Consider the following 13,093-nt stretch of genomic DNA (forward strand, 5'->3'; position numbering starts at 1 on the left):
ACGACCAGGACTGTCGGCTGCACTGACCTCACTCGACCAACTGGCTGGTGATGACGATTTCACCACTCAGCACCTTGTGAATCGGGCAGGCATTGGCAATCTCCAGCAAGCGCGTGCGCTGCTCCTCAGTCAGCACACCGGCCAGGCGAATGTCGCGCCCGATCTCCGTGTGCCCTGGCCGCTCCTGCAGCACCTTCAAATCCACATCGATGGACTCCAGCGGCAGGCCCTTGCGCTGCGCATACATGGCCACCGTGATGGACGTGCAGGCGCCCAGGGCGGACAGCAGGAGCTGGTGAGGCGAAGGGCCGGTGTCGCCACCGCCCAACCCGGCGGGAACATCGCCGAGCCACTCATGCTCGCCGTCACTCAATTTCACCTGGAATGCCGCGCCTGCAAAGGACGCACGGACTGTCGGTTCTGCCATGGAGAAATTCCCAATTCGATAGGGCCTGTCAGGCCGGGCGAGGAGCCATGCACTCAGGCATGGCTCCTCGCGGTTGGATCACTTCGCTGCGGTCAGCAGGCTGTAGCTGGTGATCAGGTTGCGGTAGTCCGGAATGTGCGCGGAGAACAGCGCGGCCAGACCCTCGATGTCGTTGCGCCAGTCGCGGTGCAGCTCGCAGGCCACGCCGAACCAGGTCATCAGCTGGGCGCCGGCGGCTTCCATGCGGCGCCAGGCGGCATCGCGGGTGACTTCATTGAAGGTGCCGGAAGCGTCCGCCACGACAAACACATCGAAGTCTTCGGCCAGCGCCGAGAGTGCCGGGAAGGCCACACACACTTCGGTCACCACGCCGGCAATGATCAGCTGCTTCTTGCCGGTGGCCTTGACCGCCTTGACGAAGTCTTCGTTGTCCCAGGCGTTGATGTTGCCCGGACGGGCGATGTAGGGAGCATCCGGGAACATTTCCTTGAGCTCCGGCACCAGCGGGCCGTTGGGGCCGTTTTCGAAACTGGTGGTGAGGATGGTCGGCAGCTTGAAGTACTTGGCCAGGTCAGCCAGGGCCAGGACGTTGTTCTTGAACTTGTCCGGCTCGATATCCCGAACCAGCGAAAGCAGACCGGTCTGGTGATCGACCAGCAATACGGCGGCCTGGGTCTTGTCGAGACGGACGTAGGGCTTGCTCATGGCGTTTCCTCGTTCTCAGGTTGAATGCCCAGCGTGGTTCGCTGGGCAAGGGGGATTCAGCGTTGCGAGTCCAGCACTTCGTGATTGGCCACGACCTGCTGTGCCTTGGTGTAGCTCTCGATCAGCAATTGGTAGTGCGGGAACACGGCGCTATACGTCTCTGCCCATTGGGCGGCATCCGCGCGGTTCCAGGTTTGCTGAACTTCGGAACACACCGCGGCGGTATCCATTGGCACCACGCCGGCCTGGACCACGCGGGCCAGGGTGATTTCCTGGGCCATCTTCGAATAGGTGCCGGACGCATCGATGACCGCAAAGACCTGGTAACCGGCGTTGACCGCGCTGATGCTGGGGAACGCCATGCACACGCTGGTGATGGTGCCGGCGATGATCAGTTGCTTGCGGCCGGTTTTTTCCACCGCGGCGACGAAGTCCGCGTTGTCCCAGGCGTTGATCTCACCCTTGCGCGCCACGTACTAGGCATGCGGCGCGGCTTCGTGGATTTCCGGGATCAGCGGGCCGTTGGGACCTTGCGGCACGGAGGCGGTGGTAATGACCGGGATCTTGGCGAGCGTGGCGATCTTCGCCAGGGTGATGGCATTGGCCCGCAGCGTGGTCATCGGCATGTCCTTGACCGTCTGGAACAGACCACTCTGATGGTCAATCAACAGCATCGCGGCGTTATTGGGATCGATCTTGGGAATCTGGCCGTTGAAGTTGGCGACTTGTGCAAAATTGCTCATGGTCCTCTCCTCTTTCGCAGGATCAAGGCCGTCCAGGCCCCGGCGGCTGAACCGCAGGCCCCACATTCCAGTGCGGGGGATTTATCAGGTTAGATACGCACCTGATCGACACCGTGACCGTCAGTCGTTCAGCTGGCCGAACCGACCACTCTCGAAGTCCTGAATCGCCTGACCTATCTCGCTTTCACTGTTCATCACGAAGGGGCCGTAGCCGACGATCGGCTCGTCAATGGGCTCACCGGCCAGCAGCAACACATGCGCCTCGCCGTTCGCCTCCAGCACCACCTCCTCCCCTGCCCGGTCGAACAACACCGTCTGCGCCTCGCGCACGACTTCGCTGCCGTTCACCAGCAGCGTGCCGTGCAGTACCACCAGGGCCGCAGTGCGTCCCGGCACCACGGGCAGGCTGACCGGCATGCCCTGCTTGATCCGCAGGTCCCAGACATCGATCGGTGTGAAGGTCTGCGCGGGCCCCTGCCGGCCGTCGAACTGCCCTGCGATCAGGCGCAGCGTGCCGGCGCCATTGGCCAGTTCGATGACGGGAATGGCGCTGTCGAGCAGGGTCTGGTAACGCGGCGCCGACATCTTGTCCCGCGCCGGCAGGTTGACCCACAGCTGCACCATTTCCAGGGTGCCGCCGCTGCGGCCGAAGGCTTCGGAGTGGAACTCCTCGTGGAGGATGCCCGCGGCCGCCGTCATCCATTGCACGTCGCCAGGGCCGATACGCCCGCCGGCTCCGGTGGAGTCGCGGTGCTCCAGTTCGCCCTGGTAGACGATGGTGACCGTCTCGAAACCACGATGGGGATGCTGCCCTACGCCCCGGCGCGCGGTGGTCGGCGGGAAGTCCTGCGGGCCGGCGAAGTCGAGCAGCAGGAAGGGGCTGATGTGCTTGCCAAGGCTGTCGTAGGAAAACAGCGTGCGGACCGGAAATCCGTCACCCACCCAATGGGGCCTGGGGCTGGAATAAACACCGAGAATCTTCTTCATTGCGCACCTCCCGCAACTGACGGCAGTAACGGTAGTTGCGCAACGACGCTCCCGCTAGATCCACGAAGTGGCCCTCACAGTTCCATTCCTGGAACACTGAAACCACCCTGATTGGTGGTAGAAAAGCGCCGCCGCTGCCGATGCCGGAAACAAAAGAGCCGCACGTTGTTCAGGTGCGGCTCTCTGCCTTGCTCACCAGTGTCCGGTCACGCCACCACAGGGATCAGCGGGTCGGCTGCGGCCAGCGCAACCGCGCGATCGGCCGCCGGCGGGTAGATCCACTGGGTGTTGATCTGGGTCTTGAGCTGCTTGCCCTCCTCCCCCGTCAGCTTGATCTGGCGGTCCCAGCCCTCGGTGTACACCGCGCCCCAACCGCCCAGGTCCAGGCAGGTGACGTACTTGGGCTGGCTGTAGGGAATCGGTGCGATGCCCAGCAGGTCGGCGGCGGCGTTGTTGCCCGCCGAGCGGCCCAGGGAGATGGCGTGCTGGCAGGTCATCAGCGCGTAGTTGCCCAGGTCGTCCGTCGCGGCGTAGGCGGTGTCGCCAGTGGCGTAGATCCGCTCCTGGCCCAGCACCTTGAGGTTGCGGTCGACGTGCAGGCGACCACGGGGATCACGCGGTGCATCGATCTGCGCGGTGAGCGGAGAAGCTTTAACCCCGGCGGCCCAGATCACCGTGCGGGTCTCGATGCGCTCGCCATTGGCCAGGGTCACGCCGTGCTCGTCCACCGAGCTCACCGGGGCGCCCAGGCGCCAGGACACGCCAAGGGTCTCGCTGGCGTGGGCAATGATCTCGGCGATCGAGTCGCCCATGGCGGCGCCGATGCGCTGGCCCGGATCGACGATGATGACGTTCACCGCAGCGTCCTCACCGAGGATCGCCCGCAGCCGGCCGGGCATTTCGGTGGCGGTCTCTATGCCGGTGAAGCCACCGCCCACCACCACCACGGTATTGCGTGCCGGGCTTTCCGGCAGGCTGGCCAGCGCATGCAGGTGTTCTTCCAGCTTCAGCGCCGACTCCAGGCTGTCCACGTCGAAGGTGTGACGCTCGATGCCGGCGGCCGCCGGGCGCGCCACTTCGCTGCCGGCCGCCAGCACCAGGCGGTCGTATGCCAGCTCGCCCACCTGACCGTTGACGCTGCTGTAGCGGACGCGCTGTGCGTGACTATCGATGCCGGTGGCGCTGCCCTGGACGAAGTTCACGCCGACCGCCTGGAACAGCTCACCCAGCGGCGCGGTAGTGCCGGCGACGTTGTGTTCGTAGAAGCGCGGGCGGATGCGCAGTTCGGCCTGCGGCGCGAGCAGCGTGACCGCTACGTCCGCGCGCTGCTGGTCGAGCAGGCGCACTGCGCTGAGGGCACTCCAGAGGCCGCCGAATCCGGCACCGATGATCAGAATCTGTTGTTTCATGATGTGCTCCAGAAAGAGGTCGTGGGGAGGGGACTCACCGGCCTGATGCCGGACTACGGGACGCATTGTGCGGGCGAGTGTGGCCAGCGTATTGATCCAATTCCCTCTAAAATGACTGGTCCACTTCGAGAGACCGGTCATGCCCGCCAACAAGAACGCTCCCCTGGTCGTTTCCCTTCCCCTCGGCGCCCCGGAGCCGGGCGTCACCCTGCAACGCTGGCTGTACGAAGCACTGCGCGAAGCCATCCTCAGCGGGCGCCTGCCCGGCGGCAGCACCTTGCCCAGCACCCGCGCGCTGGCGGAGCACTACAAGGTCGCCCGGGGCACGGCGCAGGCGGCCTACCAGCAACTGCTGTCCGAGGGCTACCTGAAAGCGCGCACCGGCAGTGGTACCCAGGTCAGTGAGGTGCTGCCGGATGCAACCCTCGGCAGTGGCTATGTCCGGCGCAAGATCACCCCCACTGCCGAACTGCCTGTCCCGCCGCCGGACACGCCATGGATAGAGCGGCTGAATGCGATCAAGCCGATCTTCGCCCGGCGCAGCGTCACGCCGGGGATGCGGCCGTTCTTCCCCCATCGGGGCGATGTCGGCGCCTTCCCGGTGGACCTGTGGCGCAAGCTGCACCTGCACCAGTTGCGCAGCTCCAGGCTACCGGCCCTGCTGGACGCGGACCCGGCTGGCTTGCCTGCGCTGCGCGAAGCGGTCGCCAACTACCTGGCCATTGCCCGCGGCGTGCAGGTGGGCGCCGACTGCATCGTCATTCTCGGCAGCGTGCAGCAAGGGCTGGACCTGTGCCTGCGGCTGCTGGTGCCGCCGGGGGAAGAGGTCTGGATGGAGGACCCGGGATATCCCGGCGCCCGGCAACTGATGGAAGTCTCCGGCGTTGCGCGGGTGGACGTGCCGGTGGACCACGACGGCCTGCGGGTGGAGGACGGCATCCGCCTGGCTGCCGACGCTCGCCTGGCCTACGTTACGCCGTCGCGGCAGGCGCCATTGGGCGGCGAGATGTCCCCGGCGCGCCGACTCGCCCTGCTGCGCTGGGCCAGCCAGCGCAATGCCTATGTGTTCGAGGACGACTACGACAGCGAGTACCGCTTCATCGCCAAACCGATCCCGGCGCTGCGCTCGATGCCGGGAGCGAGCCACTCGGTGATCCTCGCCGGCACCTTCAGCAAACTGCTGTTCCCGGCGATCCGACTGGCCTACCTGGTGCTACCGCCGCAACTGGTGGAAAGCTTCACCCGCGCCGCCGCCCTCACCGCCCGACACGCCAACAGCCTGGGCCAGGCAGTGCTCGCCGACTTCATCAGCGAGGGCCATTTCGACCGGCACGTACGCCGCATGCGCAAGCTCTATGCCTCGCGAGCGGAAGCCTTCGCCGAGGCCGCCGAGCGACACTGGCGCGGCTTGATCCGGGTGCCGGAAATCCGCGCCGGCCTGGACATCGCCGTGGAATTGGAGCTGGACGACGAAGCCGCCGCCTACGCCCGAATCAGCGCCGCCGGCATCGACCTGCTGCCGCTCACGCCCTACAGCGCCAGGCCCCGCGCGCCGGGGCTGGTGATGGGCTTCGCGCCCTACGACGAAGCCTCCATCCACGCGGCAGCCGAGGTACTGGGGCGCGCCTTGAGAAACTGACCGGCACTCAGGCCATATCGCTGCGAGCGAACTCCTCGGCCAGGAAGTCGATCAGCGTACGCACCGAGGGCAACAGGCCGCGCCGTGACGGGAAGATCGCATGGACGATGCCGCAACGGGGCATCCAGCCGGGCAGCGGCTCCACCAGCGCGCCGCAGGCCAGGTCCTCGCGCACGGCTACACGTGGCAGGTGCGCGATGCCCACGCCCGCCACCACGCTGTTGCGCAGGGCCAGCAGATCGTCGGTGACCATGCGCGGCCGGTGCGGGATCACCAGCCGTTCCCCCTCGGGATTGAACAGTTCCCACTGGTATTCGCGCTGCGAGCCGCCCCAGTGCAGGCTCGGCAGAGTGCCGAGGTCCTCGGGACGGAAGTCCGCCGGCAACCGGGCCAGCAGGTCCGGGTGTCCTACCAGGCACTGGGTGCTGTTGGCCAGCACCTTCATCACCATGTCGGTGTTCTCCAGCGGCGGGAAGCGTACCCGCAGGGCCACGTCGAACCCTTCGTGGAGCAGGTCGACACGCCGGTTGGTGCTCTCGATGAACAGCTCCACCGCCGGGTACTCGAGCATGTAGCGCGACAGCATCGGCCCCACCCAGGAGTTCAGCAGCGTCGTCGGGCAGGCCAGGCGCACCAGCCCGCGCGGCTCGCTGCGGTTGCGCTCGATCACCTCCGCCGCGCCCTCCGCTTCCACCCGCATTGCCAGGCAGCGCTGGTAGTAGGCCTGGCCGATCTCGGTCAGCGAGCAGTGCCGGCTGGTGCGCTGCAGCAGGCGCACGCCGAGGCGCTCCTCCAGCTCCGCGATGCGCCGGCTGAGCTTCGACTTGGGCATGTCCAGCGCACGCCCGGCCGAGGCGAAACCGCCGTGCTCCACCACCTGGGTGAAGTAGTACAGGGAGTTCAGGTCTTCCATTTCCGTTCCTTAAATAGAACGCTAGAGATGATTTTTGCAGTCTAGCGCACCAAGGGTGTCGATTTTAATCTTTTCCCCATGCAGTGACGCACTGCAGCGAGACTCCGGTACGCCGGGCACCCACTGAAAGCAAATCGAGGATTTCAACATGACCAACACCACCTACAACCGTCTGGACAAAGACAACGCCGCCGTCCTGCTGGTCGACCACCAGGCCGGCCTGCTCTCCCTGGTTCGCGACATCGAACCGGACAAGTTCAAGAACAACGTGCTGGCCCTGGCTGACCTGGCCAAGTACTTCAAGCTGCCGACCATCCTCACCACCAGCTTTGAAACCGGCCCCAACGGCCCGCTGGTGCCGGAGCTGAAGGAAATGTTCCCGGACGCGCCCTACATCGCCCGCCCAGGCCAGATCAACGCCTGGGACAACGAAGACTTCGTCAAGGCGATCAAGGCCACCGGCAAGAAGCAACTGATCATCGCCGGCGTGGTGACCGAGGTCTGCGTAGCCTTCCCGGCGCTGTCCGCCCTGGCCGAAGGTTTCGACGTCTTCGTGGTGGCCGATGCCTCCGGCACCTTCAACGAAATGACCCGCGACGCCGCCTGGCGCCGCATGGAAGCCGCCGGCGCGCAACTGATGACCTGGTTCGGCGTGGCCTGTGAACTGCACCGCGACTGGCGCAACGACATCGAAGGCCTGGCCGCGCTGTTCTCCAACCACATCCCGGACTACCGCAACCTGATCACCAGCTACAACCTCCTGAGCGGCGCCAAGTAAGGCAACGCGCAAGCCCCACGGGCCGGCACCTCCAGCGAGGTGCCGGCCTTTTTGCGTGCTCCGGCGCCGCCATGGAAAGCCAGCTAGAGTGGTTACGACTGGGGATTTTCTTCCTCATCGGGAGCGTGGTCGCCTCTCGGGCCGAAGGTTCAGTCCAGGTACTGCGCAGAACCTTCCGGAGAGCCGGCCCAATGACACACCCCATCCTCTCGCGCTTCATCGAACACGCCGTCGAACTCAGCCACGCCGAATCCGAGCCGTGCCAGTGCGTCATGGCGCTCGCCCCGTCGATGATGGAGCTGATCGACCACGCGGTGGACTTCCTCGAACCCGAGCACTACCGGGCAGACCCTGCGCACTACTCGCGCAACCTCATCTACTGCGCCGAGGATGCCGGCCTGTCGCTCTTTGCGCTGGTCTGGTCACCGGGACAATGGACGCCGGTGCACGACCACGGCAGCTGGGGCGTGGTCGGTATCGTCGAAGGCGTACTGGAAGAACGCAGTTACGTGTGCCTGTCGCCCGACCGCAGCCGCGACGACGGCATCGAACTGGTACGCGGCGGCGTCATCCTGCTGCCGCCGGGCTCGGTCACCAGCTTCGTGCCCAACCCCGACCACATCCACATCACCGGTGTCCCCGCCGAACGCCCGCGCGCCGTCAGCCTGCACCTGTACGGGCGGATGATGAACAACTACCACATCTACGACGTGGCGGCCGGAACGCGGGAAATGGTGCAGGTGGAGTACAACCCGCGCTGATTTTGCATGCTGCGAGCTGATAGCCGAGGTAGAAAACAAAACGCCCCGCGAGCCGGATAGCGCTCGCGGGGCGTTGGTTTTACCAAAGAGTTGCTTTTACCGAGGATCAGCGCAGATCGAAGCGATCCAGGTTCATCACCTTGGTCCAGGCCTTGACGAAGTCATCGACGAACTTCTGCCTGGAATCGCTGCAGGCATACACCTCCGCCAGGGCGCGCAGCTGTGCGTTGGAGCCGAACACCAGGTCGATACGGGTGCCGCTCCACTTCACGTTGCCGCTCTTGCGGTCGCGGCCTTCGTAGAGGTCGTTGGCGGACGAGGTCGGTTTCCACACCGTGCCCATGTCCAGCAGGTTGACGAAGAAGTCGTTGCTCAGGGTGCCCGGCTTGCTGGTGAACACGCCGTGGGGCGACTGCCCGACGTTGGCACCCAGTACGCGCAGGCCGCCGACCAGGACGGTCATTTCCGGCGCGGTCAGGGTCAGCAGCTGGGCCTTGTCCACCAGCAGGTGTTCCGGCAGCACCGGGTACTTGGCCTTGAGGTAGTTGCGGAAGCCATCGGCGCGCGGTTCGAGCATGCCGACCGAGTCCACGTCGGTCTGCTCCTGGCTGGCGTCCATGCGACCCGGTGTGAAGGGTACGGTCACGTTGTGGCCGCCGTCCTTCGCCGCCTTCTCGACGGCTGCGCCGCCGGCCAGCACGATCAGGTCGGCCAGGGAGATCTTCTTGCCAGCGGAGGCGGACTTGTTGAAATCAGCCTGGATGCCTTCGAGCACCTTGAGCACCTTCGCCAGTTGTTCCGGCTGGTTGACCGGCCAGTCCTTCTGCGGTGCCAGGCGGATGCGCGCACCGTTGGCGCCGCCGCGCTTGTCGGAGCCGCGGAAGGTGGAGGCCGAGGCCCAGGCGGTGGAAACCAGCTCGGAGACAGTCAGACCGGAGGCCAGCACCTTGGCCTTCAGCGCGGCCACGTCGTTGGCGTCCACCAGCGGGTGGTCCACGGCGGGGATCGGGTCCTGCCAGATCAATTGCTCGGCGGGGACTTCCGGCCCCAGGTAGCGGGCGCGCGGGCCCATGTCGCGGTGGGTGAGCTTGAACCAGGCGCGGGCGAAGGCGTCGGCCAACTGGTCGGGGTTCTGGTGGAAGCGCCGGGAGATCTTTTCGTAGATCGGGTCGGTGCGCAGCGAGATGTCCGTGGTGAGCATGGTCGGGTCGCGGCGCTTGTTCGGGTCGAACGGGTCCGGAATGCTGCCGGCCCCGGCGCCATTCTTCGGCTTCCACTGGTGGGCGCCGGCCGGGCTCTTGGTCAGTTCCCATTCGTAGCCGAACAGGATGTTCAGGAAGTTGTTGCTCCACTGGGTCGGGGTGTTGGTCCAGACCACTTCCAGGCCGCTGGTGATGGCATCGGCACCGACGCCGGTCTTGTAGGTGCTGCGCCAGCCCAGGCCCTGTTCTTCCAGGGGGGCGGCTTCGGGGTTGGCGCCGACGTTGTCGGCCGGGCCCGCACCGTGGGTCTTGCCGAAGGTGTGGCCGCCGACGATCAGCGCCACGGTTTCTTCGTCGTCCATCGCCATGCGTGCGAAGGTCTCGCGGATGTCGACGGCGGCGGCCAGCGGGTCGGGGTTGCCGTTGGGGCCTTCCGGGTTCACGTAGATCAGGCCCATCTGCACGGCGGCCAGCGGGTTTTCCAAGTCGCGGTCACCGGTGTAGCGCTCATCGCCCAGCCAGGTCTTCTCGTCGCCCCAGTACACGTCCATGTCCGGTTCCCACACGTCCGCACGACCGCCGGCGAAGCCGAAGGTCTTGAAGCCCATGGATTCCAGCGCGACGTTGCCGGTGAGGATGATCAGGTCGGCCCAGGACAGTTTGTTGCCGTACTTCTGCTTGATCGGCCAGAGGAGCCGGCGGGCCTTGTCCAGGCTGACGTTGTCCGGCCAGCTGTTGAGCGGGGCGAAGCGCTGTTGCCCACGCCCCGCGCCGCCCCGGCCATCGCCGATGCGGTAGGTGCCGGCGGCGTGCCAGGCCATGCGGATGAAGAGTGGGCCGTAGTGGCCGAAGTCGGCCGGCCACCACTCCTGGGAGTCGGTCATCAGGGCCGTCAGGTCCTTCTTGACCGCAGCCAGGTCGAGGCTCTTGAAGGCCTCGGCATAGTTGAAGGATTCCTCCATCGGGTCGGACTTGGAGGAATGCTGGTGGAGCAGGTCCAACCTCAGTTGGTTCGGCCACCAGTCACGGTTCGTCGTACCGCCGCCAGCGGCGTGGTTGAACGGGCAGCTGGCTTTCTTCTCGTCACTCATCACAGGCTCCTCGTCTGCGCCCATGCGAAGGCGCTATGGATTCGCTTAACCCATCAGAAGATAGATCAAATGAGCGACAGCGCTATGACCGATCCATTGGAGTTATCGATCGGCCGGTGCGGTAAAAAGCTATGAGTGCCGGATGGTGCGGCCTTGAGCGCCCCCTCCTCGTTCAGCGGTGGTTCAGGCCCAAGCCGGCCGCGATGTTCGACAGGCGCCGGACGGGTCGCAACGCTGGGCTGCGTCGATCTGAGCCCGCAGGGCAGCGGCGCCTTGCACCGCCGCCCTGGCCGTCAGCGCCCGCTGTCCAGCGCCATCCGATACTCGATCACCCCAGGTCGCTCGGCGATCCAGTCATACAGGCGCTGCGCCGTATGGTTGGTTTCCTGAGTGTGCCAGTACAGCCGCTCGCACTGCCGCTCGCGGGCCTGGCACTGCACGTATTCGATGAGCTTCTTGCCGATCTTCTGCCCACGCACGCTCGGCGAAACGTAGAGATCTTCCAGATAGCAGAAGTCGTTGCGCCCCCAGGTCGAGCGATGGAAGACGAAATTGACGAACCCGAAGAGCCGCTTGCCGTCGGTGGCCACGGCGCAATGCACCGGTTCGGCGGTATCGAAGAAGCGCGCCCAGGTGGTCCGGGTCGTCTCCTCGCCCAGGTTCACGGCGTAGAACTCCTGGTACTTGCCCCAATACTCGGACCACGTCTCGAAGTCCTCCTGCACCACCGGGCGAATGGATATGAGCTGTTGTATGGCGGTCATGTCACCTCTCCTTCCCTACTGCGGGAACTGTCCCTTCCTGTATACGCGACGTGCGGCCGGCTGCCGCTCACATCGCCCGGGCCAGAGCCCTTCGGCTTGACCGGGACTGATTTATAGCGCCCTAATGGAATGGATAGCCCTGCCAATAGATGAATAACGAGCAGACCAATTGTTCAGGAACTCCCTACTCGAATCGGTCAAGGCGCGGCTGGTCCTTCCGGAACTGCTGGCGCTGCCGCTGCACGCACGGATCCAGCGCGCCATTCGCCAACTGATCCTCGACGGTGCGCTCACGGCGGGAACGCCGCTGCCCGCCTCGCGCCAGTTGGCCAGTTCCCTCGGCGTTTCCCGCGACACCATCGAATCGGCCTACAGCCATCTGCACGCCGAGGGCTTCATCGAGCGCCGGGTCGGCAGCGGCAGCTTCGTCGCCGAAGCCACCCGCCTTTCCCCCGGCCGGCGCGCCCCCAGGCGGCCGCGCCAGGCCAGCGCGGGCACGGCACGGCTCAGCCTGCGAGGCCAGGCAATGCTCCATCACGGTGGTGTCCGCGAGCAGCTAGCGCCGCGCCCATTCGCGCCGGGCGTACCGGAAACGCGCACCTTCCCGCTGCCGACCTGGGAGCGCCTGCAGCGCCAGGTGCTGAAGGAGTTCGGCGCCAGGGCCCTGATGCACGGCGATCCACAGGGCGCCGAACCACTGCGGCGCGCGATCGCCGACTATGTGAACCTTGAGCGTGGTGCGCGCACCACGGCGGAACAGGTGCTGGTGCTGACCAGCTCCCAGCAGGCCCTGAGGCTGTGCGCCAGCGTCCTGCTGGACGCGGGCGAGCGGATATTCGTCGAGGACCCGGTGTATTACGGCGCGCGCAAGGCATTCGTCGCCGCGGGGCTCGACTGCCAGGCCATTCCGGTCGACGAGCATGGCATCGAGGTCGACCGGCTGCTCGCCCAGCCTCACTCCGCCAGGGCGGTATACCTGACGCCATCGCACCAGTTTCCCACCGGCGCAACGCTCTCGCTGGAGCGCCGGCTGGCATTGATCGAGTGGGCCGAGCGAGCGCAGGCGTGGATCATCGAGGACGACTACGACAGCGAATTCCACTACGCCGGCAAGCCGACCGCCTGCGTCCAGGGCCTGGACGCCCATGACCGTACGCTCTACATCGGAACCTTCACCAAGTCCCTGTTCCCGGGGCTGCGTGTCGGCTACCTGGTGCTGCCGCCCGCACTGGTGGAGCCCATGACCATCGCCCGCTCCCTGCAGGATGGCCACACCGCCTCCGTCGCGCAGTTGACCCTGGCGCGCTTCATCAGCGGCGGGCACTTCGGCGCCTACGTGCGCCACATGCGCGGCCTCTACGCCGAACGCCTCGCCCTGCTGTCCGAGCTGCTGGAGCGGCGACTCGGCGGGCTTGTGCAGCCCCGCGTGCCTGCGGGCGGCCTGCAGATGCCCTGCCTGCTGTCCACCGCGCTGGAGGAAGACGTCGTCATCGCCGCCGCGCGCGGCGCGCGTATCGAACTGCTGGGCCTGAGCGGCCTGTACGTTGCCCGGCCGCCGCAGCCGGGCTTCCTCATGGGCTTCGCCGCCTACACGCCCGATGAACTCGAGCGTGCGGTCGATGGCCTGGCGCGATGCCTCGAAAAACGGGTCTGAGCCACAAAGCACAAGGCCCG

11 protein-coding genes and 1 pseudogene are annotated in these 13,093 nt (G+C 66.0%); 4 read left to right on the plus strand and 8 right to left on the minus strand.

The window, feature by feature from the left end:
• Positions 1-28: 28 nt before the first annotated feature.
• From SD196_RS14330 to SD196_RS14350, 5 genes and pseudogenes are all read right to left on the minus strand, one after another.
• Positions 29-427 (minus strand): OsmC family protein, encoded by a 399-nt coding sequence (locus SD196_RS14330; RefSeq protein ID WP_416310272.1) that lies wholly within the window; start codon positions 425-427, stop codon positions 29-31.
• 78 nt (positions 428-505) lie between these two features.
• Positions 506-1,132, minus strand: a complete 627-nt coding sequence (gene ycaC, locus SD196_RS14335) for an isochorismate family cysteine hydrolase YcaC (protein WP_275611785.1) — start codon at positions 1,130-1,132, stop codon at positions 506-508.
• A gap of 56 nt (positions 1,133-1,188) precedes the next feature.
• A pseudogene (locus SD196_RS14340) lies at positions 1,189-1,875 on the minus strand (hydrolase).
• A 120-nt stretch (positions 1,876-1,995) separates the two neighbouring features.
• On the minus strand, positions 1,996-2,862 hold the full coding sequence (locus SD196_RS14345) for a pirin family protein (protein WP_416310273.1): 867 nt from the start codon (positions 2,860-2,862) through the stop codon (positions 1,996-1,998).
• A 206-nt stretch (positions 2,863-3,068) separates the two neighbouring features.
• Complete coding sequence (locus tag SD196_RS14350) at positions 3,069-4,271, minus strand: NAD(P)/FAD-dependent oxidoreductase (RefSeq protein WP_416310274.1); 1,203 nt, start codon at positions 4,269-4,271, stop codon at positions 3,069-3,071.
• 139 nt (positions 4,272-4,410) lie between these two features.
• On the opposite strand from SD196_RS14350, the gene SD196_RS14355 reads away from it, so the two are divergent.
• A complete protein-coding gene (locus tag SD196_RS14355) occupies positions 4,411-5,910 on the plus strand; it encodes a PLP-dependent aminotransferase family protein (RefSeq protein ID WP_416310275.1) in 1,500 nt (499 codons plus the stop codon).
• 7 nt (positions 5,911-5,917) lie between these two features.
• On the opposite strand, the gene SD196_RS14360 is transcribed toward SD196_RS14355, so the two are convergent.
• Positions 5,918-6,823, minus strand: coding sequence for a LysR substrate-binding domain-containing protein (locus tag SD196_RS14360; protein WP_416310276.1), 906 nt, complete (start codon positions 6,821-6,823; stop codon positions 5,918-5,920).
• 148 nt (positions 6,824-6,971) lie between these two features.
• On the opposite strand from SD196_RS14360, the gene ycaC (SD196_RS14365) reads away from it, so the two are divergent.
• Both ycaC (SD196_RS14365) and SD196_RS14370 read left to right on the plus strand, forming a co-directional pair.
• The gene (gene ycaC / locus SD196_RS14365) at positions 6,972-7,601 is read left to right on the plus strand and encodes an isochorismate family cysteine hydrolase YcaC (RefSeq protein WP_275611780.1); all 630 of its coding nucleotides are present in this window, start codon (positions 6,972-6,974) and stop codon (positions 7,599-7,601) included.
• A gap of 191 nt (positions 7,602-7,792) precedes the next feature.
• The gene (locus tag SD196_RS14370; protein WP_331319363.1) at positions 7,793-8,362 is read left to right on the plus strand and encodes a cysteine dioxygenase family protein; all 570 of its coding nucleotides are present in this window, start codon (positions 7,793-7,795) and stop codon (positions 8,360-8,362) included.
• A gap of 106 nt (positions 8,363-8,468) precedes the next feature.
• Here SD196_RS14370 and katG read toward each other — a convergent pair whose 3' ends face one another.
• Together katG and SD196_RS14380 are read right to left on the minus strand one after the other, a co-directional pair.
• Positions 8,469-10,655 (minus strand): catalase/peroxidase HPI, encoded by a 2,187-nt coding sequence (katG, locus tag SD196_RS14375; protein ID WP_331319364.1) that lies wholly within the window; start codon positions 10,653-10,655, stop codon positions 8,469-8,471.
• Positions 10,656-10,948: 293 nt separating this feature from the next.
• On the minus strand, positions 10,949-11,419 hold the full coding sequence (locus tag SD196_RS14380; protein ID WP_275611777.1) for a GNAT family N-acetyltransferase: 471 nt from the start codon (positions 11,417-11,419) through the stop codon (positions 10,949-10,951).
• 169 nt (positions 11,420-11,588) lie between these two features.
• Between SD196_RS14380 and SD196_RS14385 the strand changes: the two genes are divergently transcribed.
• Entirely contained in the window at positions 11,589-13,073 is a 1,485-nt protein-coding gene (locus SD196_RS14385; protein ID WP_416310277.1) for a PLP-dependent aminotransferase family protein, read from the plus strand.
• Positions 13,074-13,093 lie beyond the last annotated feature (20 nt).

Source organism: Pseudomonas macauensis (assembly GCF_047902425.1).
Classification (GTDB): Bacteria; Pseudomonadota; Gammaproteobacteria; order Pseudomonadales; family Pseudomonadaceae; genus Pseudomonas.

Bases quoted from the DNA above. Each gene is read 5' to 3' on its own strand.
- SD196_RS14330 (WP_416310272.1), bottom strand. From the start codon at position 427: ATGGCAGAACCGACAGTCCGTGCGTCCTTTGCAGGCGCGGCATTCCAG.
- ycaC (WP_275611785.1), bottom strand. From the start codon at position 1,132: ATGAGCAAGCCCTACGTCCGTCTCGACAAGACCCAGGCCGCCGTATTG.
- SD196_RS14345 (WP_416310273.1), bottom strand. From the start codon at position 2,862: ATGAAGAAGATTCTCGGTGTTTATTCCAGCCCCAGGCCCCATTGGGTG.
- SD196_RS14350 (WP_416310274.1), bottom strand. From the start codon at position 4,271: ATGAAACAACAGATTCTGATCATCGGTGCCGGATTCGGCGGCCTCTGG.
- SD196_RS14355 (WP_416310275.1), top strand. From the start codon at position 4,411: ATGCCCGCCAACAAGAACGCTCCCCTGGTCGTTTCCCTTCCCCTCGGC.
- SD196_RS14360 (WP_416310276.1), bottom strand. From the start codon at position 6,823: ATGGAAGACCTGAACTCCCTGTACTACTTCACCCAGGTGGTGGAGCAC.
- ycaC (WP_275611780.1), top strand. From the start codon at position 6,972: ATGACCAACACCACCTACAACCGTCTGGACAAAGACAACGCCGCCGTC.
- SD196_RS14370 (WP_331319363.1), top strand. From the start codon at position 7,793: ATGACACACCCCATCCTCTCGCGCTTCATCGAACACGCCGTCGAACTC.
- katG (WP_331319364.1), bottom strand. From the start codon at position 10,655: ATGAGTGACGAGAAGAAAGCCAGCTGCCCGTTCAACCACGCCGCTGGC.
- SD196_RS14380 (WP_275611777.1), bottom strand. From the start codon at position 11,419: ATGACCGCCATACAACAGCTCATATCCATTCGCCCGGTGGTGCAGGAG.